23 protein-coding genes and 1 pseudogene are annotated in these 25968 nt (G+C 31.4%); 8 read left to right on the top strand and 16 right to left on the bottom strand.

Annotated features, from left to right (window positions below; translation table 11 throughout):
• Window positions 1–162: 162 nt before the first annotated feature.
• Window positions 163–599, top strand: a pseudogene (locus KA900_RS02395) (BCCT family transporter); the annotation flags it as partial.
• Between the two features lie 250 nt (window positions 600–849).
• On the opposite strand, the gene KA900_RS02400 reads toward KA900_RS02395, so the two are convergent.
• Both KA900_RS02400 and KA900_RS02405 read right to left on the bottom strand, forming a co-directional pair.
• Window positions 850–1950, bottom strand: a complete 1101-nt coding sequence (locus KA900_RS02400) for a 5,10-methylene-tetrahydrofolate dehydrogenase (RefSeq protein WP_107644507.1) — start codon at window positions 1948–1950, stop codon at window positions 850–852.
• 20 nt (window positions 1951–1970) lie between these two features.
• Window positions 1971–3071 (bottom strand): hypothetical protein, encoded by a 1101-nt coding sequence (locus KA900_RS02405; protein ID WP_115342176.1) that lies wholly within the window; start codon window positions 3069–3071, stop codon window positions 1971–1973.
• A 152-nt stretch (window positions 3072–3223) separates the two neighbouring features.
• On the opposite strand from KA900_RS02405, the gene KA900_RS02410 reads away from it, so the two are divergent.
• On the top strand, window positions 3224–3850 hold the full coding sequence (locus tag KA900_RS02410) for a flavodoxin family protein (RefSeq protein ID WP_182478050.1): 627 nt from the start codon (window positions 3224–3226) through the stop codon (window positions 3848–3850).
• 305 nt (window positions 3851–4155) lie between these two features.
• Window positions 4156–5304 carry an alcohol dehydrogenase catalytic domain-containing protein gene (locus KA900_RS02415; RefSeq protein ID WP_115342178.1) on the top strand — a complete coding sequence of 383 codons (1149 nt, stop codon included), beginning with the start codon at window positions 4156–4158 and terminating at the stop codon, window positions 5302–5304.
• 748 nt (window positions 5305–6052) lie between these two features.
• Here KA900_RS02415 and KA900_RS02420 read toward each other — a convergent pair.
• A complete protein-coding gene (locus KA900_RS02420) occupies window positions 6053–6232 on the bottom strand; it encodes a hypothetical protein (protein WP_096809826.1) in 180 nt (59 codons plus the stop codon).
• Window positions 6233–6512: 280 nt separating this feature from the next.
• Window positions 6513–7709, bottom strand: coding sequence for an SAM-dependent methyltransferase (locus KA900_RS02425; RefSeq protein WP_281064030.1), 1197 nt, complete (start codon window positions 7707–7709; stop codon window positions 6513–6515).
• A gap of 185 nt (window positions 7710–7894) precedes the next feature.
• On the opposite strand from KA900_RS02425, the gene KA900_RS02430 reads away from it, so the two are divergent.
• A complete protein-coding gene (locus tag KA900_RS02430; protein ID WP_115342179.1) occupies window positions 7895–8416 on the top strand; it encodes a DUF308 domain-containing protein in 522 nt (173 codons plus the stop codon).
• Window positions 8417–8754: 338 nt separating this feature from the next.
• On the opposite strand, the gene KA900_RS02435 is transcribed toward KA900_RS02430, so the two are convergent.
• The 10 genes from KA900_RS02435 to KA900_RS02480 form a co-directional block, all read right to left on the bottom strand.
• Window positions 8755–10014 (bottom strand): aminoacyltransferase, encoded by a 1260-nt coding sequence (locus tag KA900_RS02435; protein WP_096809830.1) that lies wholly within the window; start codon window positions 10012–10014, stop codon window positions 8755–8757.
• A 30-nt stretch (window positions 10015–10044) separates the two neighbouring features.
• Entirely contained in the window at window positions 10045–11307 is a 1263-nt protein-coding gene (locus KA900_RS02440) for an aminoacyltransferase (protein ID WP_096809831.1), read from the bottom strand.
• 419 nt (window positions 11308–11726) lie between these two features.
• Window positions 11727–12386 carry a type 1 glutamine amidotransferase domain-containing protein gene (locus KA900_RS02445; protein ID WP_096811215.1) on the bottom strand — a complete coding sequence of 220 codons (660 nt, stop codon included), beginning with the start codon at window positions 12384–12386 and terminating at the stop codon, window positions 11727–11729.
• A 127-nt stretch (window positions 12387–12513) separates the two neighbouring features.
• Window positions 12514–13242, bottom strand: coding sequence for a tryptophan synthase subunit alpha (gene trpA / locus KA900_RS02450; RefSeq protein WP_096809833.1), 729 nt, complete (start codon window positions 13240–13242; stop codon window positions 12514–12516).
• Window positions 13235–14449 (bottom strand): tryptophan synthase subunit beta, encoded by a 1215-nt coding sequence (gene trpB, locus KA900_RS02455; RefSeq protein WP_103373029.1) that lies wholly within the window; start codon window positions 14447–14449, stop codon window positions 13235–13237. The genes trpA and trpB overlap by 8 nt, the downstream gene beginning before the upstream one ends.
• 2 nt (window positions 14450–14451) lie before the next feature.
• On the bottom strand, window positions 14452–15081 hold the full coding sequence (locus KA900_RS02460; protein ID WP_096809837.1) for a phosphoribosylanthranilate isomerase: 630 nt from the start codon (window positions 15079–15081) through the stop codon (window positions 14452–14454).
• On the bottom strand, window positions 15078–15860 hold the full coding sequence (gene trpC / locus KA900_RS02465; RefSeq protein ID WP_115342180.1) for an indole-3-glycerol phosphate synthase TrpC: 783 nt from the start codon (window positions 15858–15860) through the stop codon (window positions 15078–15080). The genes KA900_RS02460 and trpC overlap by 4 nt, the downstream gene beginning before the upstream one ends.
• Window positions 15844–16860, bottom strand: a complete 1017-nt coding sequence (gene trpD, locus KA900_RS02470) for an anthranilate phosphoribosyltransferase (RefSeq protein ID WP_103373028.1) — start codon at window positions 16858–16860, stop codon at window positions 15844–15846. Before trpD ends, trpC begins: the two co-directional genes overlap by 17 nt.
• Complete coding sequence (locus KA900_RS02475; protein WP_115342181.1) at window positions 16829–17425, bottom strand: anthranilate synthase component II; 597 nt, start codon at window positions 17423–17425, stop codon at window positions 16829–16831. The genes trpD and KA900_RS02475 overlap by 32 nt, the downstream gene beginning before the upstream one ends.
• Window positions 17422–18831, bottom strand: coding sequence for an anthranilate synthase component I (locus KA900_RS02480; protein WP_115342182.1), 1410 nt, complete (start codon window positions 18829–18831; stop codon window positions 17422–17424). Before KA900_RS02480 ends, KA900_RS02475 begins: the two co-directional genes overlap by 4 nt.
• Before the next feature lie 814 nt (window positions 18832–19645).
• On the opposite strand from KA900_RS02480, the gene KA900_RS02485 reads away from it, so the two are divergent.
• The 3 genes from KA900_RS02485 (at window position 19646) to KA900_RS02495 (ending at window position 22861) form a co-directional block, all read left to right on the top strand.
• On the top strand, window positions 19646–20188 hold the full coding sequence (locus KA900_RS02485) for a TetR/AcrR family transcriptional regulator (RefSeq protein ID WP_096809849.1): 543 nt from the start codon (window positions 19646–19648) through the stop codon (window positions 20186–20188).
• Window positions 20181–21311 (top strand): MFS transporter, encoded by a 1131-nt coding sequence (locus tag KA900_RS02490; RefSeq protein ID WP_115342183.1) that lies wholly within the window; start codon window positions 20181–20183, stop codon window positions 21309–21311. The genes KA900_RS02485 and KA900_RS02490 overlap by 8 nt, the downstream gene beginning before the upstream one ends.
• Before the next feature lie 458 nt (window positions 21312–21769).
• The gene (locus tag KA900_RS02495) at window positions 21770–22861 is read left to right on the top strand and encodes a prephenate dehydrogenase (protein ID WP_210139279.1); all 1092 of its coding nucleotides are present in this window, start codon (window positions 21770–21772) and stop codon (window positions 22859–22861) included.
• Window positions 22862–23167: 306 nt separating this feature from the next.
• Here the strand turns inward: KA900_RS02495 and KA900_RS02500 are convergent, their stop codons facing one another.
• Complete coding sequence (locus tag KA900_RS02500; protein WP_103373099.1) at window positions 23168–24430, bottom strand: Y-family DNA polymerase; 1263 nt, start codon at window positions 24428–24430, stop codon at window positions 23168–23170.
• 148 nt (window positions 24431–24578) lie between these two features.
• Here KA900_RS02500 and KA900_RS02505 point away from each other — a divergent pair, with 148 nt between their 5' ends.
• A complete protein-coding gene (locus KA900_RS02505; protein ID WP_096809857.1) occupies window positions 24579–24764 on the top strand; it encodes a 2-hydroxymuconate tautomerase in 186 nt (61 codons plus the stop codon).
• Window positions 24765–24892: 128 nt separating this feature from the next.
• Here KA900_RS02505 and KA900_RS02510 read toward each other — a convergent pair whose 3' ends face one another.
• A complete protein-coding gene (locus KA900_RS02510) occupies window positions 24893–25870 on the bottom strand; it encodes an LCP family protein (RefSeq protein ID WP_096809860.1) in 978 nt (325 codons plus the stop codon).
• Between the last annotated feature and the right edge of the window lie 98 nt (window positions 25871–25968).

Raw genomic sequence — 25968 nt, forward strand, 5'->3', positions numbered from 1 at the left:
TACATTAAAATAGATAATAAAATTAACAATATCATAAATAATAAATAATGGTTAATAGTTAGGCTGTTTTCATAAATATCATATGAGAATAGCCACTTTTAATGTTTCAAGAGGTTCGTTAAAATTTCTGTATAACTATTAAAATGTATTATGTGTTTACGAATAATATGCTTTCTCTTCTTTACTGTTTTTGGCGCTTCAGCCATTTATTTACAAAATAACAACGTGGAAAACATAACTAGATTTGCTACCGAAACAGCAACGTTTGCTACCTTACAACATTATCCATTAGGCTTTATTTTAAGCATGCTCACATTGATTGTTATAGCTATATTCTTTATTACTTCAGCTGATTCAGCGACTTATGTTTTAAGAATGTTAACTACGAAAGGTTCTATCTCGCCACCTAGTTTTGTGAAGGTTCGTTGAGGGTGATTTTAGCCTTATTTTCTATCATCATGTTTTATACAGGTGTTATACAGTCTATACAAAATTTGCTAATCATTACTGCTTTAACTTTTTCTATCATTATTATATTAATGATTTGTTCTTTTTTTAAAGCTTTGCATGACTATCACAAATTAAAAAATGTATTTTGAAAATTATAAATCACACTTAAGATATATATTATTTTATAAAAAGATACATATGCGTAGTTGCACATGTATCTTTTTATTGTTTTACACTTGCGTATCAGTTTTAGTTCATATAAAACAACTATAAATTCCAATCATTATTATGCGAAATTTCAGTGTTTTCGTTTCTTTTTAATATGTTTCTCTTACCAAATTCAAGACTTCAAAATTCTGAAAGAAAACACCCTCGAAATATTATTTTTTAAGATAATGATCAACGTTTTTTTCTATTTCTTAAAACTCTATACCTATTTTTTTGTCGATAACCATATGTGCTTTCTAATACAAGTTTTTCATCAGATAACCCAATTCCAATAGCGCCGACAACTGTAGCTAAAGAAGAAGCAAACCATGCAATATCCAGATAACGTGTAAAACCTATACCTTCTTTAATGCCTAAAGTTTGCCCTAAGAAACTGGGTGGTAATAAAGTTACAGAAAGTAATAAAAATAAAAGGAACAAAATGAAATAAAATATTAAAATAGAACTCATTAAAGTTGATAACGTGGTTAAGTTATATAGTTTCCTAAATTTCTTTCTGTTTTTTTTAGATGGCACTTCCCATAAATTATGGGAAACAGTGATCCAAGCGAGCATTCCTAGAATGGAAGATACAGAAGCAAGTAACAGTCGCCATCCATTAAATAAATAACTTAATTGCCACATTGTAGTAAATGCCATACAAAAAGCACCTGTAGTAAAACCGATAGCTAGTACGCCGCTTAGTGTTTGTAGCATATTAAGTGGGTTATTAATAAATGTCATACCCGTAAGTATACGCATATAGCCCTTTATTTTAGAACCTAATATAAAACGTGTATGGAAGCTATCCGTTTCTTTAATTTTCAACCTTACACTTTTATAATTTCGGGGAAATATATTTATGAAAGAGGGGCTTCGTTTATTATTAGAATCATTATCACTTTCACTTATAGTTAAGGCCATTTTAATAATTAACTGTTTTATAACGTTCTTTTTAAGTTTCCATCCTAAAGAAGGGAGCGAAATTAAAATAACATCATTTTTTTCATTTATATCAGCGTTAACTACTTTGCCTTCATGAAATATTGGTAAGTCTGTGATTCCAATGGTAACGTCCCAAGCATTTTTTTTAGTATGCGCATTTATTTTTTGGAATATCTCATTAATAGATTCAGCAGATCCTGTTAAGGAATCAACGATGGTTTGAACCTGCCATTCTTCTGTGTTTTGACTTACTTCTTTTAAAGCACAAGGAATCATATCAATTAATGTGTTCACCTTTTTTTCGGCCTCTCCAGGTGAAACAACTAGGCCTAAAATTTTTTTATTCACTATGAACACCTCACTTTATATTATTTCTTATTTGAAGATTTGGCTCTATAGTATCTATTTAATTGTCTATAAGAATAAGTGATTTTTCTGATTTTTTCTTTTTTCTGCATTGTAGAACCGAAAGCACCCACTATCACGCCCAATGAAGTAATAAACCAACTTAACTTTAAATAATTGAGGACTGAATGCTCAGGGTTAGCTTTTCCCCACATAGTGAACAACGTTTCTGGTATAAAAAATACAATCATTAAAGTCAACATTATATATAATATTAAATAATTTGTAATGGTTACGACACTTAATGTTGTAAAAGTAGTGATATTGTATATAAATCTGTATTTACGCTTATTAGCTGAAGCTTTAGGTTCCCATAAATTATGGGTATACATTAACCAAACAACCATACCAATAATAGCTATAAGTGTAAGCATGATAAAACGAATTAAGGAGAAATTATCACTTAATTGCCAAGGTGTGGGAAAAATAGATATATAAGTACCAGTAGCAAACGATAAGGATAATATCTTTGTAAAAGAAGTTATCGCTTTCCATGGTTGGTTTAAATATGTCATCCCGCTAATAGTCTGCATTTTCCCAATCATTCTAGAATTTATAATATAGCGTTTGCTAACATGTTTTTTATTTTTAAAATCTAATTTATTAACCTTTGATAATAGGTTTGTTGTTATATGCATTTTTTTAATGTGCTGAGGATTATATTGTGCTGTTTTTGAAAGCAAATCATTGAGTATGTCTTTAATGATATTATGTGCCTTGCTTGTCATATTAATTGCACCTAGACTCGGGAGGAAAATAAGCGCAGAATTTTGGCTGATGTTCACGTCAGAGATAATCGTCTTCTTTTTTGAAAACCTAGGTAAATCTGTTAAACCTATTATATAATCCCAATTTTTCTCTTCTCTAATACGATTAATGATATGCATTGCTTTATTTATATGCTCAGAAGAATCAGTTATTGGGTCTTTTTTTATTTCAAACTTTAAATTTATATTCCAATTGTTTTCTTCTTTGATATTTGTAGATAATTTATTAACAATCTTAGACGTGATTTTTTCTGGCATCCCTGGTGAAGGGACTAAACCTACAACGATGGCATCCAATGTATCCCTCCTTTACTTTACGACTTCTTCAATCTATAAATTTTATATTCCCTTAATTGTTAGATAAAAACTGCGAAATAATTAATAGCATAATATATGTTGTCAATTTACAATTTTAGGGTAAACAAATCGTAATATAGAAAGGAGTTTATATGATGAAGTTAAATGCAATTATTTTAAACGGCTCTTTGAAACATGGAGATGAAGGTTCTAATACTGAAGCTTTAGCAAAAGAAGTTATTGAAATTTATCAAAAAGAGAATGTAAACAGCGAAATCATTCGTTTAAGTGACTATCACATTTCATATGGCATAGCTGATGATATGGGCGAAGGAGATGAATGGCCTGAAATTTTTAAAAAAATTGCAAATGCGGATATTTTGATTATTGGAACACCTTTATGGTTAGGAGAAAAAAGTAGTGTTGCTACATTAGCGATTGAACGGTTATATGGCAGTAGCAGTTTAACAAATGAGCAAGGTCAATCAATTTTCTATAATAAAGTAGGCGGCGCCGTAGTTACAGGTAATGAAGATGGCGCTAAACATGCAGCAACTTCCATATTATATTCGCTATCTCACATCGGGTTTACTATACCACCGAACGTCGATGCATATTGGGTAGGCGAAGCTGGTCCAGGCCCTTCATATATGGATATTGATTACGAAAATGACTTCACAAAAAAACATGTAGAAATGTTAGCATATAATACCATTCATTTAGCTAAAATTTTCAAGGAAAACCCTATACCGAACAAAGGTAATCTATTAAATGACTAAAAGCAAAATTTGAAATCATTTTATAAACGTAACAAATAAGGTTCTTGGGCAACATCCTTCTACAAACTACCACGCTAACGATGACACTTGCCTAAGTGCTCAATTTAAAATTGTTTATTAAAATTAGCAAAACGTATTTTCAAAACTAAATCGAACGGTAATAAAGAAGACATTATAACGAAGACAACTCTTATTATCGTAGTAACCAACCAATCTATAATAAACAAAAGTAACCTAAAGTTTATTTATTACAATATAAGGGAAAAATTTATGTGACACAGTAAAAATTAGAAAGAGGTGGCAATATGAAAGCAGTTACTTTTCAAGGACAAAAACAGATGGAAGTAAGACAAGTCAAAGATCCTAGCATTGAGGCAACTACAGATGCAATCATTAAAGTTACAGCATCCGGTATTTGTGGATCGGATTTGCATTTGTATCACCAAGGTGATTTAATGATGGATCCAGGATTTGTTATAGGGCATGAACCTATGGGCATCGTTGAAGAAGTGGGTAAAGACATTAAAAAACTTAAAAAGGGCGATCGCGTTGTCATACCATTTAATATCGGTTGTGGAGATTGTTATTATTGTAACCATGATATGGAATCTCAATGTGACAATTCAAATCAAGATCCAATAAACTGGAAAATGGATAATGGCGGTTTGTTTGGTTTTGGTAGTATGCACGGCAATCACTGGGGAGGCCAAGCCGAATATCTTAGAGTGCCATATGCAGACTTTTCTTCTTTCGTAGTACCTGATAATGATAAAAAAGATGAAGAAGTACTTTTTTTATCTGACGTAGTGCCAACTGCATATTGGAGTGTAGAACATGCTGGTGTTAAATCAGGTGATACTGTAGTTATACTCGGTTGTGGACCGATTGGTTTAATGGCCCAAAAATTCTCTAAAATGAAGGGGGCTAAACGCGTAATCGGTATAGATAATGTAACGCATAGACTGCAACACGCGAAACAATATAATCAAGTTGAAGTTTACAATTTCGACGAAGAAAAAGAAATCGGAAAATTACTTCGTGAAACAACGCAAGGCGGCGCAGATGTCGTTATTGATTGTGTAGGCATGGACGGTCAAGTAAAAGAATCTGAACGTAATTTAAGTTCAAATTCAGCGCAACGTGGAACGATAAGTCCAATTGATACGGCGGCTGAAGCAGTAAGGAAATTTGGCACAATTCAATTAACAGGTATATATGCCAGCCCAGCAGACGATTTTCCGTTAAATTTAATATTTAACCGTAACGTTCAAGTAAAAACAGGCCAAGCGCCAGTCATCCATCTCATGCCAAAACTATATGACATGATTCAAGATGGCACTTTTGACCCAACTGATATTATTACGCATACGATGCCTTTAGATGAAGCAGCTGAGGCTTATGAAATATTTGACCAGAAAAAGGATAACAATATTAAAGTCGTGTTAAAACCTTAAATACGCTACAGCAAATCTATCATAACAATATTTTGAACAACAAACACTATAGAGCCTTATCTAAAACTCAAGAGAAATGTTATAACAATTCAAATAGTAAACACAAAAATCTCCACGTAAATCAGATATTTATTAATGGAGATTTTTTTATGAGGAATTCAATTATATATTTAAAACTAAAATAAAAAAAGCAATCATTGTAGTCATATAGTAATTTAACTTAAAATTCAACATAATAAAATGACTCATATTATCTGATTAGCTTATAGAGATAGACATCAAATAATCTAATCAGATAAACTAGTATTCAAAAAGTGATATAAAACTTTAAGTAATTAAGTATCACAAAGTGGAGAAGCATCTCAAATCGTAAATACAACTATAAACCTAACTTTAATATAACTTCCTATAATATATATTATGTAAACTAAAATATGAAAATAAATATAGTAATTGAATGATATGTCTTTAACGATACGTTTCATCAAGTTACTATACGTGTATACGTTATTCAATTGTAATTTAAACTTTAAGTACATACGTTTATATATAGCCATCGTTATCTATTGAATATCAATTTAGTTTTAAATATTTCATATCATAAACTTTATATTGACTAAGCAATTTAAATACGCTTAAATTGCTTAGTCAATATATATACTTATAAGTATGCCAATACATCTTAATTAAACTGATAAACTGACGTTATAATCTAAACAAGCAATAAGTTGCTATATACTAATTATAATTATTTACTTAAATTAATTGATAGTTTATTAAGTACAGCGCTTTGTCTATAAAGTGAACTATCTATAAAAATGTCTGTGATCTTATCTATTGCAGTTAAATCATTTACAATAGCATGAATATCAACACACGGTAATACAATTTGATGCTCAAATATAGGAACGTCAGCGTCATAAATCATTAAAAATAGTGCATTCGTAGTAAAATGGCTGCTATAAGTTTACAAATGACAGTTTTTGCTATAAAAATATATAATATTTTAGTCTTTAACTGATGGTTTTGAAATAGTATATTAAACTATAAAGTTTACATAACATAAATAAAGTAAACTAATAAAATATTAAGTCTACTTCTTATAGCAATAAATCGCGCTTTGTGCACATATTTCACGTATTTTCATCAAAAAACCCAAAGAACCGAGACATTGTACATATCCCGGTTCTTTGATGAATGGCTATTTATTACTCATCCTCTTGGTATAAATAATCTCTTGTCATCGGTAAATCATTGTTTACACCTTTTGTAATCAAGAATTGATGTAAATCCGACACACCATAAGTGAAGTTTGCAGCACATGCATTTAAATATAAACGCCACATTCGAATAAATCGTTCATCAAATTGATCACGAACTTTATCTATATTAGATTCAAAGTTTTCTACCCAATGACGTAACGTTAATGTATAGTGTCTTCTTAGGCTTTCCACATCAACAATTCTTAAATTATTTTGTGACATATGGTCAATTAATTCTCTAATCGATGGAATTGCGCCTCCTGGGAAGATATATTTAGTAAGGAACTCATTACCTTCTACTTCCTCCAGGCCGGTAATACAATGCAACAGGGCTACTCCAGCCTCTTTTAATAACTTGTGTGTATTATCCATAAATGTTGGGATATTCTCATGACCGACGTGTTCCAGCATACCTACGCTCACAATGCGATCAAAGGTTATATTTTCATTCATAAGGTCTCTATAATCCATCAATTTCACATCTACTTGCCCTACTAATCCTTCAGCTTCAACACGTTCTAATGTTTTTCTATATTGCTCTTCACTTAGTGTGATTCCCAATGATCGAACATTATATTGCTTTGCAGCTTCAATGATGAGATGTCCCCATCCTGAACCAATATCTAACAGACGTTGCCCTGGCTGTAAATTCAATTTTTTTAGTATATGGTTCATTTTATTGACTTGTGCTTCGTACAATGAATCATGTTCTGATTTAAAATATGCACATGAATAGTTCATAGTAGGATCTAACCAAAGACGATAAAAATCATTGCCTATATCGTAATGAAACGAAGCATTTTCTTTAGATGTTTGTTTGTTATTCCCTTTTTTAGTTGATTTGCTTAATTTTTTCTTAGGTTGATTTATAAAACTACTTTGTTTAGAAAATATCGTTTCCATTACATATTCTAAATGACCTTCTACTTCAATATCTTTATCCATATAACCTTCAGCTAAGGCAATCATAGGATTTTCTTTTAAAGATTTTCGATTTAATGGTTTATTAAAAGTCAAACGGAATTTCGAAATTCCGTCATTATAATGGATTGTTGAACCATCCCAAAACGTCACATCAAACGGCTCCGTTGATAAATTTTTCAATAACTTTTTGTATATCACTTTTTTAATTGACATAGCCATTGATTAAACACTCCTATACATACTTTCTAATAACATACTATATATATAGATTGAACTTAAATAGAGATTAAATCAAATATTACAATTTAGCTTTCTATAAACAATTAACATAATAATATTATTGAAAATAAACGTGTTGAAGGCTATGGTTTGGGGTAAATATTACTTAGAATGGGGTGAAATAGATGTATCCAAAAACAGGCATCAAATGGTCTAGCTTATTAATTGGCGTTTTTTTCTTAATTATTGGTGTATTTATCGTTAGTTTTCCAGAAGAAAATTTATTTGCTATTACTTGGTTGATTGGTATTTTATTTATTATTAATGGTTTTATTGAAATATTTATCAGACGTGTTATGAAACAAGCGACTCAAAATGGTTCCAATATACTTATTGTATTGGGCATTATTAATATTATCATCGGTGTACTTATATTATTTAATGTAGTAACAAGCACGACATTTATCGTTTATTTATTCGCGATTTGGTTTATTATTAACGCACTTTTTAATATGTTTACTGTGACACCAGCAGAAAAATCAAATAGAAGTTTCCATAGTTTATCTATCATTTTAAATATTATAGAAATCATATTTGGGGTTATTTTACTATTCAACCCTCTTATAGCAGCTGTTATCATTGCTATATTTATGAGTGCTGTTTTCTTTATTATTGGCATAACTTATATTATAGACGCCTTACATTAATAAGTTTCAATATATATTAAATATTGAAATATTTCTTTTAGTAATTTAACAATCAAAGAAGCATATTCCTGAAATATAAGGAATATGCTTCTTTGATATATTTTTAATTTTATATTATAAAATTATTTTTTACTATTCTGTTAATAGAATGAATTGATATTGCAAATGATATGCGTTGTACTTTATACTAAAAATGTGGAAGACAACTAGAATTTACATTACATGATAATCCACTCAAAGTTCACTGTTATATGAAGTGTGTGTCTTTATATAACCGACTTTTGAACATAAGAAAGCATACTGGATTGGGGCTTATATTTACCAGTATGCTTTCTTTTTTATTTTTTGATTTTTTTTCTAATATTATTCAATGTATTAAATAACCAATATTTAGATTTCTTAATCGGTTTATAAAAATCACCAATTAATTCTTCTATTTGTACTCCAAAACCACGTTTAAATCGATATACGCCATAATCTTCACTATTTTCAGTAAAATCACCTGATAAACCGTAGAAGTTGTAACGGCCGTATCCATGATCAAAACAATAATTAATCATATGCCAATGCATCATATAAGGGCCCATATATTGGTTATATTTTTCAGATGAACCACCTGAAAAATAATTCACTTCATAAGCATTAGCAAAATACACGCCTGCCGCAAGATTTAAAATAGAACCGTCTGTTAACCTTAACTCACTGGCATGTAACAATTCTTTTTTGTCATGCTCAATTTGTTTATCTATTTCAGCAATTTTTTTTAGTTGTTTATCTGATTTATTTTCTTTTTGCATCATTTGATCTCTGCGTGCTTCTTTATCATTAATACTTTCTTGTGTATTAATGATATATTCGTCTAAATCTATATAGGCTAAAGGAAGTAATGCTTTGTCTCCATAATTGTCTATAAAATTATAGAAATATTCATCCGTTTTAGATACAAACCCAGCCCGCTCTTCTGTTTCACGGTAAAGCGATAAAAAGAGATCAAATTCATCTTTTTCTAAAAATCTTACTTTTACCCCAAAATTAATTGCCTTATTAATATTACGCTTTCTTTGACTATCAAATTGTTTTTTTAGTGATGCTGGCGTTTGGCCATCCAAATTCAAAACGCCCATCCATCTTACTTGACTTGATGTATCATATTCAGTTGTAAATCCATGGTGTGTATAGCCATGAGACTTAAATAAATTAACAAGCGCATCACTTTTTTCATGATTGGGTAATGGATTAACGTCTTTATCATAGATTTGATATATCCAATATGGATCCATTTTTACATACAAACAGTTTTGTTTTTGAAGATAAGTATCTAATTCCCGTAAATAGAAGTCCACTAAGCCTAAGTCTTTATAATCCATTACTGGACCTCGATTTGAATAATATACATAGCTACCCATCGTTGGAATTTTAGAGAAAAGACTAGCAGCAATCACTTGATTATCATCATCTTTTAAGCCCAATAAAACAACTTGAAAACCATCTTCTTCTCTAGTAGCTATATTTTCCTTTACTTGAAAATAATGACTCTCTAATGCTGGGTTTTGTACAAAATTGTCATATTCTTTGACAGTTAACTCTGTAAATTTCATTATAGCTAGTTCCTTTCTAAATTATATTGCTTATTTCTTTTTATCTTTTAGCGTTTTTAATGTTGTATAAATTTTGTACATTGGTTTATTTATTGGCTTGATAAAGTCTCCAACATATTCAACGACGTTGGCGTTAAAGCCTTTTTTAAATTTAACAACACCTGCATCTTCAGCATCTTCTGAAAAATCTCCACTAATCCCATAAAAATTATATCTATCAATATGATGATCAATAGCATAATTTATCATTTTCCACTGTATCGCATAACTCCCTGCAAAATGCCTAAACTCATTAGATGTGCCTCCAGCATAATAAACTACTTCGTACGGGTTAACGATAAAGAACGCCGCAGAAATTGGTAATTCATTACCATGCGTTTCTTGTAATGCTTTCGCTTCATCAATTTTTTGTTGATTTGCAATGAGTTGTTTTTCTAAATTTTCTTTTTTATTATATGCTTTTTTATTTTCAGGGCGTTTTTCAATATCTTTAAGCGCTTTATTTATATCTTTGCTGAGCACTTCACGTTCAGATTTTAATTCTTCAATATATTCATCAAAATCCATATAAGCCAATGGAACTAAGACGCGACCTTTGTAGTATTTCAACCTATTGTAATAGAAGCTATCCTCTCTATCGTCAAAATCTTTCGTTTCTGAGGTATCCTCCATAAATGAACGGAAAATAGGTAATTCATCTTCATTTAAAAATCTTACTTTTACGCCGTTTTTTTGAACTTTTTTCGTATTACGTTTACGCAAACTATCCATATTATTGAGAACATCTTTTGCAGTTTTATCTTTTAAGTCTAATACCGAATGGAATCTAATTTGAATAATTGGATCAAAACCAGTTAAAAAACCTTGATGTTTATAACCAAGTTGTTTCATTTTATCAAAGAGCCAATCATGGCCTGCATTTTCTAATACTTCTCCATCATGATTACGGTACTGGTATGCAACATACGGGTCTACTCTTAAATATAACGCGTTGTGTTTTTTAACATATTTTGATAGTTCATTGAAAAAATAATGGACTAGTTCCTTATTTTCAAAATCAATAACTGGCCCACGATTAGTGTAAAAGTATTTGAATAATTTCATTACTGGTACAGCAGTTAATAAACAAGCTGCAACCACTTCGTTGTTGTTATCTTTTACACCTACTAAGTGTGTTTCAGTACCTTCTGCAATTTTCAGCTCATAATTTCCAACCATTTGTGTAAAATGACTGTTTGGCATATGATCAACAAATGCCCCAAACTCTTTAGCAGTTAAATTCGTAAATTTCATTTTATATACTCCTATTTGTCTATAGTTCTTTTTTCGAGTTTAAACTTCAATCTTGATTATTATACAATATTCATTTACAAAACTAAATCGATACCCTAGATATATTTGCTAAATGCTACAATTAGGTTTTAATCTATGTATTTTATATTATAGCACTATATTTATTTTAACAAAGAATACTCATTTAAACACAAATCTAAATTGAATAATAAGCATGTTCTATAAAAGACATAGATATAAATATATTTTCCTAAAATTATAGATTTTGTGCTTGTAAAAATGATTAGAGCAATAAAATAATAAGCTGATGTAAGCCTTTTTTCGAACTTGCTTCACTACTTGCGATAATAAAGAAGGATCTGGGATATTTCACTATATCCCAGATCCTTCATAAAATTATATATAATTTATCTTCTATATTAATTTAAAGCATCTCTTAGTGCTTTACCTATTGCTACGCTTGATTGAGGATTTTGACCAGTAATGAATTGATTATCTGTTTCAATATGCTCTGTAAAGTCTTCATTTGTTATAAATTGAGCACCTTGTTGTTCTAATGCTGTTTGTGTTAGGAAAGGCACTTTATCCTCTAGACCCATCGCACGTTCTTCATTATCTGTGAATGACGTTAAAGTAACGCCTTCTACTAGGTACTTGCCATTTTTATCTTTTGCACCTACAAAGGCACTTGGACCATGGCACACAGAGGAAATGAACTTGCCTTCATTTTTGAAGTCAGATAAGATATTAGCTAATCTTTGGTTGTGCGCAAAATCGAATACCGTACCGTGGCCACCCGGTAGATAGACTGCATCATATTCTATAACATTAACTTCATCTATGCTCGGCACATTTTTAATTTTTTCTACAAATTGCGCATATTTATTCAACTCGTCGTTTTGAGTTGAATTTGGATCTAAAGGAATTTCTCCTCCCTCAATTGAAACTATATCAACTTGTATACCATCTTCCGTTAGAATATGATAAGGTTCACTGGCCTCTTCTAACCATAAACCTGTTGGTGTGCCATCTTCATACTGTGCTCTACTTGTTATAATGAATAAAACTTTTTTACTCAACATAGTCACCTCTTCATTCGTTTGACTCTTTATTTGAATTAAATTGAATTCAATTTAACCATCTATAATTGATTTCTATTACAATTAATACCCGTCTCATACGAACTTCACACATCTAATATGTTTTTTATTTATCTAACGCTTTTCTGATAGAATTTAGATAATTTACTGTTTGTTGGTTCTGATCGCGATCAAATCGTTTAACAATTTCGCTGCCAATAACTGCACCATCTGCTACTTCAACAATATCTTCTACATGGTCAGGTGTACGAATACCAAATCCTGCAACTACTGGTACGTTTGCTTTTAATTTGATATTGTTTATTCTTTGTTTTAAGTCCGGATGAAACTTACCATTTTCACCTGTAGTAGCGTTCATAGTAACTGTATAGATAAACCCTTCGGCATTTGCAACAATTTGATTGATACGTTCTTCTGAAGTAGTCATAGCGATTAGAGGGATAAGGTTCACTTTCCGGTTGGGGTGCCTGTCTTTTAATTGTTGTACAAGCTCATGTGGTAAATCAGGTATGATTAAACCATATACACCAGCTTTTTCACACGCATCAAAAAACGCATCTTCCCCATAATAATTTATAATATTAATATATGTCATTAACACATACTTACTAGATAATTTTTCACGATGAGCGGTTAACGCATCCAAGATGTATTGTATATTTACACCTTCTTGAATCGCTTTATTGCCAGCTTCCATAATCACAGGCCCATCAGCGACAGGGTCAGAAAAAGGGACGCCTACTTCTATAATATCAGCACCTGCATCGCTTAACGTTTTCATGTTTTCAATAAAACGTTTGTTACCCATAATATATGGAATAAATAATTTACGCATCTTTGTCACCATCCTGTTTCATGTAATTTCTTATTGTTTCCATATCTTTGTCGCCACGTCCAGATACAGTTACCACGATTATTTGATCTTTATCCATAGTTGGCGCTATTTCTTCAACAAAACTTAATGCATGTGCACTTTCAATAGCAGGAATAATACCTTCTGCTTTCGTAAATCTCACCAATGCATCCATCGCCTGTTTATCACTAGCTGTAGCATATTTTACTCTTCCAATATGATGATAATATGAATGTTCTGGCCCGACGCCTGGATAATCTAGCCCTGCAGATATGGAATGTGCTAATTCAATCTGACCGTGATCGTCTTGAATTAAATACATTTTAGTGCCATGTAAGATACCTTCTTTTCCTTTATTAATAGCAAGTGCATGTTTATCGCTATCAATACCTTCACCGGCTGCTTCAACGCCATACAATGCAACATCATCTTGTATAAATGGATAGAAAGTGCCAATCGCATTCGATCCACCACCTACGCAGGCAATAATCGCATCTGGTAATCGTCCTTCTTTGTCACTAATTTGTTCTTTAATCTCAGTACCTATTATTTTTTGAAAATCTCTAACTATAGTTGGAAACGGGTCTGGTCCTAGCGCCGATCCCAATAAATAATGCGTTTCATCCACATGACTGACCCAATATTGTAAAGCTTTATTTACAGCATCGGATAAGGTCCCCTGACCTTCAGTCACGGGTTCAACCGTTGCACCAAGTAATTCCATTCTAAATACATTTAACGATTGGCGTTTAATATCTTCTTCACCCATAAATACTACTAGTTCCATATCAAACAATGCTGCAGCTGTTGCGCTTGCCACACCATGTTGTCCAGCACCAGTTTCTGCTACTAATTTATTTTTCCCCATTCTTTTAGCCAAAAGCGCTTGCCCAAGTGCGTTATTAATTTTATGTGCACCTGTATGGTTCAAGTCTTCTCTTTTTAAATAAATTTTTGCTCCACCAAGTGATTCTGTATAGGAAGCTGCGTAAGTGAGTGGTGTTTCTCTGCCTACATAATCTTTTAAATAACCATTAAGTTCATTTTGGAATGAAGGATCATTTTTAGCTTCTGTATAAGCTTGTTTCAGTTCTTGAATTGCTGGCATTAATGTTTCAGGAACATATTGACCGCCAAAATTACCAAAGAACCCAAATGCATCCACTTCAGTTTGTATATGCTTAACCATAATTAATTAACTCCTTTTACAAGTTCTATAATTTCGTTCATTTTTTTACTATCTTTGGTGCCGTCGGTTTCAATACCACTTGCGATATCATAACCGCTATGTTTTAAGTCGCGCTCTTGCACACTTTGTATATTTTTATAATTCATACCACCCGCTATTAAAAAATCTACATCTTTAATTGCATTGAGCATATCCCAGTTGTATGATTTACCAGTACCGCCGTAAGAAGTTGACGGGGTGTCTATAATAAATTGATCTACAAAGTCTTTATAAAACTGGATAGCTTTTATCAATATTTCTGAATTTTTTGCTGGCAACGCTTTGATGATTTTAATACTTTTCTTTTTTTGACGAATAAATGCTATTGTCTCAAGTGATTCATTTCCATGTAATTGAATCGTTGTCATATCTGTACCATCAATAAGTTTTGATAAAGTTGGGTTGTTTGGATTTACTACAATTACTACTTTTTCTTTATCATTTGGTACAATCTTGGTAAGTGTTTGAATTTTTTCAATATCTACAAAACGTTTACTTTGTGGAAAATGGATAAACCCTATAGCATCGATATTTAAATCTTTAGCTTTGTTTACATCTTCGAGTGTTTTAAATCCACAAAATTTTAATTTCATACTTTCACCTTTTCTAATTTAAGTCCTGGTAAAAATTGGCTTAAGTCACCACACTTCATTAAAGATTCACCGATGAGCAAACCATCTATACCAGCATTCACAATATTCTCAACATCTTGCTGATTGCGTATACCACTTTCAGAAATATAATAATATCCATCTTTTTTATTTTCTAAAATTTCATTTGTATGCAAAACATCAGTTACAAATCTTTTTAAATCTCTATTATTAACGCCTATTAATTTAGGATTTAATTTATAAGCACGTTCTAGTTCTTCTTTATCGTGGACTTCTACTAATACTTCTAAATTTTGTGATGTCGCGTAGTTGTATAGCGTACTTAACTGTTCATCATCCAATACATTTACAATTAATAAAATGATTGAGGCACCAGCTTTTTTAGCAACATCAATTTGGATAGGGTCCACTACAAAATCTTTACATAACACTGGTAAATTCGTTAATTTTGTCAGCATTTGTAGACGTTCATAACTGCCACCAAAATAATGTTCATCGGTTAAAATTGAAACTGCGTTAGCACCATGAGCTTCATAATTTTTGACTTGCTGTGCTAAGTCTCTACCAGGAAGTTCATTTAATGTCGGACTTTTAGACTTAATTTCTGCAATAATGGCTAATTGATTCGATTGTTTTAATTGTGTTTCAAATGTTTGTTTATGAGATACATCTACCTCATTAAGTTCTGCTAATTTTGCTTTATAATACCCTTCACTTAATAAATCCTTTTTATATGCTACAATTTCATCCAATATAGTCATACGTTTTGCCTCCCATTTTATTATATTGTTTTAAAGCTTCGCCGTTTTCAATTAATACTCGAGCTTTATCAACACCTTTTTGAATTGTTGTCGCTTTATTTGCAACATACAAAGCAATACCTGTGTTTAATAAAACGACATCTCTTTTAGCACTGCGATCTTTGCCATTTAATATTTGTTTCGTAATTTCCAAATTGTCTTGTGGTGTGCCACCATACAAATCGCTATTAGGCGCATAATCTAAACCTAAATCTGTTGCATTCAATGTGTAAGATTGAATTGTTTTATCTTCTGTTACTTCATATATTATATTGTCTCCAGATAACGTGGCCTCATCCATACCATTTGCACCATGTAATACGATAGCTTTTTTTCTTCCTAAATCTGCTAATGTTTGAGCAATCTTACTTAAATTACTTGGTTCATATACACCCATAACTTGATAATCTAATTTAAATGGATTAATCAATGGACCAGTAATATTAAAAATAGTTGGATTGCTAATCGCTTTTCTCAGAGGTTGTATATTTTTCATTATTGGGTACGTTTCGGTTGCATTTAAAAATACTAATCCAACGTCTTTTAATTGTCCTTCTGTTTCCCTAACGCTGCGTGTCGCAATATTCATCTCATTTAATAAATCTGTGCTTCCTGATGAAGATGTCACGCTTTTATTACCATGCTTTATCACTGGTACACCTGCACTTGCTAACACAAATGAAACTGTGGTTGAAATATTAAAACTGTTTGATTTATCTCCGCCTGTTCCACAAACACACATGCTATCAGGACAATAGGGTTGTTCTGGGTACATAGAGCTAATGAGACTATGTGAAATATAAGTCAATTCATCTTGAGTTAGCTCTCTTTCTGAAAATGCTTCTAATAATTCTAATTTAACTGCTTCTTCTAAATCGTTCGCAATCAATAGTTCTATAAATTCATTCATTTGAGTTTGATTAAGTGGTTTATACTGTTTTATATGACTTTGTAGACTCATTATAATTGACCTCCTTAATGATATTTAAAAAGTTTTTTATAATTTCTTCACCATATTCCGTTGCAAATGATTCAGGGTGGTACTGAATTCCATAATGCAAGCCATTTCTGTGTTCAAATGATTGAACGCAATCATTTGTTTTAGCAGTTATTTTTAATGGTTTAGGTAACGTCTCAGGGTCACTGATTAATGAATGGTACCTCATTATTTCTGAATATTCAGTAATATCTCTATATAATTTAGAGTCACTTACAATTTGCATCGTATCTTTTTTACCATGTTTTATTTTTTTATTTTGTATTACATCGCCACCGTAATAACATGTTAATGCCTGTGACCCTAAGCAAACACCTAATATTGGTTTCTCTTTATAATGCTCAATAATATCCATTAAAAGATTTGTATCAAGAGGGTGGCCTGGACCAGGAGATATAATTAACCCATCAATTTCTAAACCAAATATTTCAGGGTCATCTGGATATTTAATCACCATATCTTCTGTTTTGCCTATAATATTCACTAAGTTATACGTAAAAGAATCATAATTATCAACGACTAAGATCATGGTGACACCTCCAGTAAACTTTTCGCTTTAAGTTTCGTTTCTTCTAATTCTTTCTCAGGTATTGAATCATATACAACACCACAACCTGCTTCTACATTAATATATGTTTCATCGATCATCATTGTGCGTATGGCTAATGCAAAGTCTAAATCATGATTGCAATTGATGTATCCTATACCTCCGCTATACACACCGCGTTTTTGAGGTTGTGCTTCATAAATTCGTTGAATTGCCCTTAATTTCGGCGCACCTGATACTGTACCTGTTGGCAATAAACTTGCAATAACTGTCATTGGTGAATAGTTAGATTTTAGTTTTCCAGTTATTTCACTCACAATATGCATTACATGCTCATAACGTTCAATTGCCATTAACTTTTCAATTTTAGAACTAGCTATTTCACTTACTCTGTGAATATCGTTTCGGCCTAAATCAACAAGCATGCTATGTTCACTGATTTCTTTTTCATCGTTGATTAATTGTTGTTCATTTTTATAATCTTCTGCTTCAGTAGCACCTCTTTTTATCGTTCCAGCTATGGGATTAGTAACAACAGTTTGTCCTTTTACCTTCACAAAACTTTCTGGTGAACTACCTACGATAATCGGTTCGTCTAAATTTAAATAATACATATAAGGGCTGGGATTCTGGCGTTTTAGGTTTTGATAAAGTTGGTAAGATAACAATTGTATATTTACACCAAACTGATGCTTATATTTATAAATAATTGAAGGGACAACTTGGAACATATCACCTTGTTGTATTAATGACTTCATATCGCTCACTGTTTTTATAAATTGTTCTGGTGCAATATTCGATTCAATTTGTTTTTCATTTATCTCATTCTTTATAGGAGAAGGGTAAATATTGATATCCTTTAATGCTTCAACACGATGATTTACACGTTGTGCTAACTGTTGTTCACTATCATTAGAAAATAAGTCTGTTGCTATGACATAGAGATGTTCTTTGTAATGGTCAAATACATAGACGTCTTCGACCATATAAAATTTTGCATCGTGCTGTGGATGGTCATCTAATGCAATCTGTTTCAATATTGGAAATTCATGTCTAACTAAGTCAAAACTACATGAGCCTACAAACCCTGAAACAAATGGTAATAAAGCTAAATCTTCATCTTCTACAACAGCTTTATATTGGTCTATAAATGCTTTTAATTTATCATAGGGTTGCTCAGTTTCTATTAGCGTCTCTTTATCACTGTAATGTATCATCATATTTTCATTATCCAATGTAAGTGATCCATATACGTCAAATATCACAATTGAATAACGTCCTTTAAGTTTAGATTGGTCTGTGCTTTCTAAAATAATTTTGTGTTGCTTCAATCTTGCTAGTGCTTCTGGAGTTACTTCAGCATTTATTTTTTGATATTGCACCTTCATTTTATATTCCTCCCCATAAAAAAATCAGCGTCCTTAAATATTAATTAAGGACGCTGACGCGCGGTACCACCTAAATTAGTAGACATATGTCATAAACTATCTACCCACTCATTTGAATCTTCACTTGTAATCCAACAAAACCCAATTTCAGTATATGTAGGTGTTAGTTTTCATCAGCCACTAACTTTCTGTACGCTACCTTTCATAACTTACTTCATTTTGTTTTCTTTTTTAAATATAAAAAACACCACACTAACGCATGCTGTAAGGACGCGTTACCGTGGTGCCACCTTAGTTAACAAATTTATTGTTCACTTTAAATATATTAATCTGTATCAACATTTAAAAGCCCAATTCACAATATATGTTGTGCTAATTTTCATCGACCATTAGCTTTCTAATTGCTACAAATCACATACGCTACTCTATCTTTCAAATGACAACTTGTGTTTGTTGTAAAATGAATTAATTTAAATAATACAAGTATCATTTTCATTTGTCAACTTATAATTTAAAAACGCTCTTATTTTTAAAATAATATGCTGAGTTAACATTGTAACTAAACTGGTGTAATTAAATTTGTAAGTTTAACTTTAAATGGCAACTTAATCCAAATTATATTATAAAAATCATTCTAAATAAGCAATACTTGGATGTCACTCATAGTTGCTTATACTACGATGATTTAAACCGTTATTGAATAATCATTAACATAAATTCTCATAAATTTTTACTTATTTTAATAAAAAGTATTGAAAATAGCACATATTATTTTAAAATGAGAGTGAACGTTCTCTTTTAAAGGTGGGATATAATGACAAAATTAACTAAAAAACAGGAGCAATTAATCTACAGTGCCAATCAACTTTTTGATAAGCAAGGTTTTAGCGCAACAGGCATTGATCAGATTATCCAAGCATCAAATGTTGCAACGATGACTCTATATAGAAATTATAAATCTAAAGATGATTTAATCGTCGCGGTTTTAAAATATAGAGAAGATGTGTATATGAACTTCTTAGAAAATAACAATGATAAAAGCTTAAACCATATGATCGAACAGCATTTAGAATGGTTAAAGCGCAAAAATACAAACGGGTGTTTATTTTTAAAAGCTATGGAAGAATTTAGACATTCCAATCAAGATATTGTAGATATAGTCAGTCACCATAAAATAAAGGTGGCAAAATTAATAGAAGAAAAGTTAGAAAACGAAAATTATCGTAACATAAAAGATTTAGCTAAAAAGTTACTATTCATATTGGAAGGCAGTACATCAATGATAGAACATATGGATTTTGCAGATGTTAAATCTATTACGATGAGTCTTTCAAAAGGAGTGCTAAACAATGAATAATAAAATAATTATTTCTGGGACTTTAATGATTGCCGTTACTTACGGTTTAGCAAGGTTCGCTTTCGGACTATTATTACCCAATATTTCAAATGACCTCAAATTAGGTAGTGGTACTATGGGTATGATAAGTTCCGCAACTTATATTGCTTATTGTCTCGCTATTGCGATTTCTACTTACTATTCAAACCAAAAAGACCCAAAGATGTTTGTTAGTTTAGCTGGTTTAACTTCTATTTTAGGTATTTTTATCATATCCGTATCTCATGAAGCAGTTCTATTGTTCTTAGGTGTTTTTATTGCTGGTATGAGTACAGGATTTGGTTCACCTGCTTACGGTGAGGTGGTTCAAAATAATTTGGATAAAAACACGCAAAACAAAGCTAATACGTGGATAAACGCCGGTACTGGTTTTGGTATCGTAATCTCTGGACCTATCGCTTATATATTGTCTGATAATTGGAGAGTTGTTTATTTAATATTTGGAATTATAGCAATTATCGTTTTATTAATAAATTATCTTTATATACCTAAACATATTTCTTCTATAAAAAAATTCAAAACTCAAACACAGCCTTACAGTTTGAAACCATTACTACAAAAAAGCATGTCTATCAACATCGCTTCTTTGATTTTAGGTTGTGCGTCTGCTATTTATTGGACTTTCTCTAAAGATTATATTGCAACCGTACCTTCTAATTCAGATTTCATTACATCTTCTTTTTGGATATTGGTTGGAGTATCAGGCATCATCGGAGGATTTTCAGGTGGTTTAATTTCTAAATTTTCAATTAAAACTTTATATATTATCGTAGTATTAATGATGGCAACCTCTATTTTATCTTTAAATATTGATAACACTAACTTATTTATTATATTCTTATCCGCGCTATTTTTCGGCAGTTCTTATGTGTTTCTAACAGGCATTTTAATGATATGGGGTATTAAAATTTTTGAAAAGGCGCCCTCTTTAGGTATAGGTGTCCCATTTTTCACACTAGCTTTTGGCCAAATCATAGGTGCCATGGTTTCAGGGAATGTAATTCAATTTTCTTCTTATACCTTGGCTTTTTCTATATTTGGTGCCTTCTCTTTAGTCTCAATTGTATTTAGACCTAAAATTTAATTATTTTCTTTTTTGTAAAGTTTGCAATTTAAAATAAATTGATATCTAAATTATTTAAAAAATATGGCTAGCTTTCTTTTTACAAGTTTTATTGATCATGGAAAGTAGTAGTTTTGCTGACATAGTCTGAAATTCATGTATGCTAGGCTTACACTTAATATAGTTATTATATCATTATACAGAATGGTAGTACAAAATCATATAAATGGTTTACTCCTGCTTTTGTTGCATAATTTCATTACTATAAATATCACAGCTTATTGTTATAAATTGACTGCATTCGAGATGATTAACTATGTGATTATAATAACTATTATATATGTTTCAATACCATAGATAATTAAACAGATAGTTTTGTTATCTATTTCATGTTTTAAAATCAAACACGTATTGCGAATTAGCTTTTCCTACTATACAATGTTACTATTCTGAAAATTTTGATAGAGGTGGTCAGCAAAATGCAACAAATACTTTTCGTAGGTTTAGGTTTAATCGGCGGTAGTCTTGCGAGTAATTTAAGATATTACCATAATGATATTGAAATCACTGCTTATGATGCAGATGCCTCCCAACTAGAAAAAGCGTTATCTATTGGGATTATTGATTATCAATCTACCGATTATAAAACTTGTGTGGAAAATGCAGATATTATTATTTATGCCACACCCGTACAACAAACAATTAAATATTTACAAGCACTACCAAACTATCAAACTAAAAGCAATGTGATTGTTACTGATACTGGCAGTACTAAATCAACTATATTACAATATGAGCAGTACCTTTTAAACCATGATATTCACTTGATTGGCGGTCATCCTATGGCTGGAAGTCATAAATCAGGCGTGCTTAACGCAAAAAAACATTTATTTGAAAATGCTTTTTACGTGTTAGTACATGATGAACCAGGCAATAACCAAGCATTTGACGAAATTAGATCATTACTGGATAAAACAAAAGCAAAATTTATTGCAACAAATGCAAAAGAACATGACTTTGTTACAGGCATCGTCAGTCATGTCCCCCATATTATTGCTTCGAGCCTTGTGCATTTAAACGCAAACCATGTCAATCATTCTTCATTGGTGAAAACTCTGGCTGCTGGAGGGTTTAGAGACATCACAAGAATTGCTAGTGGCAGTCCAATTATGTGGCGCGACATCACCATCGAAAATAAAAATACTATTGTTGATATCCTGAAAGAATGGAAAACACAAATGGAACATGTCATAAGCCTTGTGGAAGAAAATGACCCTGAAGACTTATATCATTTTTATAATGATGCGAAATTATACAGAGATGAACTTCCACTAAAATCACAAGGAGCGCTATCTATAGAGTATGATTTATATGTTGATATTCCGGATAAATCAGGTATGATTAGCCAAGTTACACATATCTTGAGTTTACATAATATTTCTATAAGCAACTTAAGGATTTTAGAAGTGCGCGAAGATATATATGGAGCTTTACGCGTTAGCTTTAAAAACCCTGAAGACCGTAAAAAAGGTGCTGAAGCGCTAAGTGATTTTGATACTTATATTGAATAGTTAATCAAAAATTTTCTGATTTTAATTTAAGACATAAACGTTATTCAACGATTGACCAAATCATGTCATTTGGCCAATCGTTTTTATATACCTCAGCCTATTTAATCTTATACAGCTTTATTCATTACGTGATAGTAAAATACCAAGGACGCTTCTATCTATATCATAATATTGCGCCATATCACATCATATTTTTTCCCTATGAAATGCTTAGTTATACCAATAGTCACTTGGTTATGGTACATTCTTATATTGCGCTCACTTTGGTACATCCGTATAGAATATGTTTTGCATAGTTTCAATCATTCACATTTTATGCCCTGCCATAAGACCTAATCGACCATGTTTGGTGCCCGCGTCTGTATAAGATATTGCCTTAGATACACTACCTTTACCAAATTTCTGATGTAAAGCGTCGATTGTTTTAGCTAATTTTTCAGTTCTTTTACTTTCATACTCATCTATAAATAAATTTAACTGTTTATCTTTTTCATCTATAAATTGAGTAAGTGAAATACTTACTGTTCTATACAATACTGTGGGATCACATAGTTTATCTGCTAAGCGTTCTACCGCTTCAAAAATAATACGCTCTAAATTTGTGGGTTCTTGTAATGTATATTGTTTCTCCACGCCGCCTTGGTTACTATAACCAAAAGAAAAGTGAATCGTCTTAACTAGTTTATTTCTTGCTCTAACACGGCTTGACACATCTTCAATTAATTCTTGCATCACAACTTTAACTTCATGATAATGGTAATCGCGCATTAATATTTGGCTTTTACAAATTGAAGGGTTCGTTACGTTATATTTATCTCTAATTTTACTTCGGTCAATTCCGTTTGCATGTAAATGTAAATCAACGCCAATAATACCAAAATCTCTTTTTAAATATTGATATGGATAATGTGCTAGATCTCCTATAGTAAAGATGCCTCGCTTATTCATTTTTGCTTCAGTCTTCTTACTAATTCCCCAAAAATCACTTAAAGGTGAAATAGGCCAAAGTTTATGAGGTATATCTTGATATCGCCACTCAGCAATTAAATGATCTGTATATTTGGCTTCTATGTCCATTGCTACTTTGCTCAGTAGCATATTCGACCCAATACCTATTGAACAATGTATACCCGTTTCTTCTAGAATTTCATATTGTAATTTTTGACAAAAAGAATGAACTGTACTGCTAAATCTACGATAACTTTCTGTGACATCCATAAAGAATTCATCAACACTATATTGATGCAAATCTTCTGGAGCGATATAACGTAATGCAATTTTAGATATTGCCACTGAAACTTCCAAATATTTTCTCATACTTGGATTAATAATATAAATATCGTTTCTATGCGGTATCTCGAATAACCTTGAACCTGTTTTAATACCTAACGCTTTTAATGGCCCTGTAGCAGCTAACACAACTGAACCTTGTTTCTTAGTATCTGCAACAACTGCCAACTTTTCTTTCATAGGGTCTAGCCCTTTTTGGATACAAGAAACGCTTGCAAAAAAACTTTTTTGATCAATACATAATATGACCCTTTCCTCTAACAGATTGTAATCATACATATGACACTCCCCCTTAGTCCTTTTTATTATATAAGAACACGTGTTCTATTTCAATATTTTTAAGAACAATTGTTCCTTTAACTATTTTTATAGTTTTGAGGATTTTCATGATATAATATAAAAAATAGACATATTAGGAGGAACTTAAATGCCGATTGTAAATGTAAAACTATTAGAAGGACGTTCAGATGAACAACTTAAAAATTTAGTATCAGAAGTGACTAAAGCTGTAGAAAAAACAACAGACGCCAATAAAGAAGCTATACATGTAGTCATTGAAGAAATGAAAGCTTCTCACTACGGCGTTGCTGGTGTTAGAAAATCAGATCAATAATTTCTTATAGTATAGAAAAACAGGACAAAAATCACATTTTCATCCCATTCCTTACTTCCCGCATACTAGAAGAGACCGAGACATGATTAATGTCTCGGTCTCTTCTTTTTTAAATTTTAAATATATTATTATTCATTTAAAAACTTTTGTACTTCTTCCTTATTTTTCGCTTTATCTATTTCTAAAGCACTTCCATCCATCGGTGTTTGAATATCTTGGTATGTGTTTTGTAATGGCAACGTAATAGAATCAACATTTTTATCTCCACGTATACCAAAATTCAAACCAGTTTGAATCAGCGCAGAATCTGGCATATTAGTATTTAAGTAACCTCTTAGTATACCTGCAACACGAGGTAATTTAGGCAATGTATCTAGACTCGCTAATTCTTGTTTAAGTGATTGCATGACTTGTTGCTGACGTCTTACACGACCAAAGTCACCTTCTTCATCGTGTCTAAACCGAGCATAACCTAATAATTCTTTACCATTTAATCTATGGTGGCCTTTTTTAAGGGAAACACCAATATTTTTGGACATATCTTTTTCAACGTCAATTGGTACACCATTAGGTTCCAATTCATCAATCATTTTTTCAAATCCAGTAAAATCAAGAATGGCATAATATTCTGGGTCAACACCTAAATTTTTCTTTAATGTCTGTCGTAATAACTCAGGACCTCCAATAGAATATGCTGAATTAATTTTATGTTGCCCATTACCTGGTATATCCGCATAAATATCACGCATCACAGACATCATCTTCATTTTTTTATGAATATAATCATACTGTGCAATCATGATAGAATCAGTTCTAGAAATACCACCTTGTTCTTTATCAGCACCTAAAACCATAATTGTAATCTTACCATCATTTTTTTTGGCACCGTTAAATTTGTGTTTTTTAAGTGTCTTACCGTGGTCTTCTGCATATTCAATCCCTGATTTATAACCATGAATAGAATATCCGACAATAATCGCTAAAATAATAATGATTATTAAAATAATAAATGGAAATTTTTTTAGCCGCTTCTTTTTGCTTCTACGCATTGTAGATTGTTTTTCTGTGTTTTCACTTTCTTTACTTCTTTGTTTATCCTCATTCATATGTAATCAACCTTATATCTTCAAAATTGCACTGCTATGTACTATAATTAACATATATTAAAGTTATATAAAAACTGCCTAAAAATCAAGTAATATCT

Origin of the sequence: Staphylococcus sp. GDY8P120P (assembly GCF_017892065.1) — a bacterium.
GTDB lineage: Bacteria > Bacillota > Bacilli > Staphylococcales > Staphylococcaceae > Staphylococcus > Staphylococcus nepalensis.

Coding starts and splice junctions, on each gene's coding strand:
- KA900_RS02410 (WP_182478050.1), top strand. CDS start 3,224: ATGATGAAGTTAAATGCAATTATTTTAAACGGCTCTTTGAAACATGGA.
- KA900_RS02415 (WP_115342178.1), top strand. CDS start 4,156: ATGAAAGCAGTTACTTTTCAAGGACAAAAACAGATGGAAGTAAGACAA.
- KA900_RS02420 (WP_096809826.1), bottom strand. CDS start 6,232: ATGATTTATGACGCTGACGTTCCTATATTTGAGCATCAAATTGTATTA.
- KA900_RS02425 (WP_281064030.1), bottom strand. CDS start 7,709: ATGGCTATGTCAATTAAAAAAGTGATATACAAAAAGTTATTGAAAAAT.
- KA900_RS02430 (WP_115342179.1), top strand. CDS start 7,895: ATGTATCCAAAAACAGGCATCAAATGGTCTAGCTTATTAATTGGCGTT.
- KA900_RS02435 (WP_096809830.1), bottom strand. CDS start 10,014: ATGAAATTTACAGAGTTAACTGTCAAAGAATATGACAATTTTGTACAA.
- KA900_RS02440 (WP_096809831.1), bottom strand. CDS start 11,307: ATGAAATTTACGAATTTAACTGCTAAAGAGTTTGGGGCATTTGTTGAT.
- trpA (WP_096809833.1), bottom strand. CDS start 13,242: ATGCGTAAATTATTTATTCCATATATTATGGGTAACAAACGTTTTATT.
- trpB (WP_103373029.1), bottom strand. CDS start 14,449: ATGGTTAAGCATATACAAACTGAAGTGGATGCATTTGGGTTCTTTGGT.
- KA900_RS02460 (WP_096809837.1), bottom strand. CDS start 15,081: ATGAAATTAAAATTTTGTGGATTTAAAACACTCGAAGATGTAAACAAA.
- trpC (WP_115342180.1), bottom strand. CDS start 15,860: ATGACTATATTGGATGAAATTGTAGCATATAAAAAGGATTTATTAAGT.
- trpD (WP_103373028.1), bottom strand. CDS start 16,860: ATGAGTCTACAAAGTCATATAAAACAGTATAAACCACTTAATCAAACT.
- KA900_RS02475 (WP_115342181.1), bottom strand. CDS start 17,425: ATGATCTTAGTCGTTGATAATTATGATTCTTTTACGTATAACTTAGTG.
- KA900_RS02480 (WP_115342182.1), bottom strand. CDS start 18,831: ATGAAGGTGCAATATCAAAAAATAAATGCTGAAGTAACTCCAGAAGCA.
- KA900_RS02485 (WP_096809849.1), top strand. CDS start 19,646: ATGACAAAATTAACTAAAAAACAGGAGCAATTAATCTACAGTGCCAAT.
- KA900_RS02490 (WP_115342183.1), top strand. CDS start 20,181: ATGAATAATAAAATAATTATTTCTGGGACTTTAATGATTGCCGTTACT.
- KA900_RS02495 (WP_210139279.1), top strand. CDS start 21,770: ATGCAACAAATACTTTTCGTAGGTTTAGGTTTAATCGGCGGTAGTCTT.
- KA900_RS02500 (WP_103373099.1), bottom strand. CDS start 24,430: ATGTATGATTACAATCTGTTAGAGGAAAGGGTCATATTATGTATTGAT.
- KA900_RS02505 (WP_096809857.1), top strand. CDS start 24,579: ATGCCGATTGTAAATGTAAAACTATTAGAAGGACGTTCAGATGAACAA.
- KA900_RS02510 (WP_096809860.1), bottom strand. CDS start 25,870: ATGAATGAGGATAAACAAAGAAGTAAAGAAAGTGAAAACACAGAAAAA.